At 61.6% G+C, this 336-nt stretch carries 1 protein-coding gene; it reads right to left on the bottom strand.

The window, feature by feature from the left end; all coding sequences use genetic code 11:
* On the bottom strand, positions 1–336 hold a 336-nt coding region (locus tag HWX00_RS36605), incomplete at its 5' end, for an amino acid ABC transporter ATP-binding protein (protein ID WP_175868211.1).

The following is a 336-nucleotide window of genomic DNA, read 5'->3' as shown; positions in this document are numbered from 1 at the left end:
TCAGTGCAGGATCTTCGCGAGGAAGTCCTTCGCGCGTTCCGATTTCGGATTCGAGAAGAAATCGTCCTTGCGGTCGTCCTCGACGATCGCGCCCTTGTCCATGAAGATCACGCGATGCGCGACCTTCTTCGCGAAGCCCATCTCGTGCGTGACGACCATCATCGTCATCCCTTCCTGCGCGAGTTCGACCATCACGTCGAGCACTTCGTTGATCATCTCGGGATCGAGCGCGGACGTCGGTTCGTCGAACAGCATCGCGATCGGGTCCATCGACAGCGCGCGCGCGATCGCGACACGCTGCTGCTGGCCGCCCGACAGCTGCCCCGGGAACTTGTG

The organism is Burkholderia seminalis DSM 23518, from assembly GCF_902832885.1.
Taxonomy (GTDB): domain Bacteria; phylum Pseudomonadota; class Gammaproteobacteria; order Burkholderiales; family Burkholderiaceae; genus Burkholderia; species Burkholderia seminalis.
The sequence above is the reverse complement of the archived record's forward strand: the minus strand, read 5'-3'. Positions and strand labels throughout refer to the sequence as shown.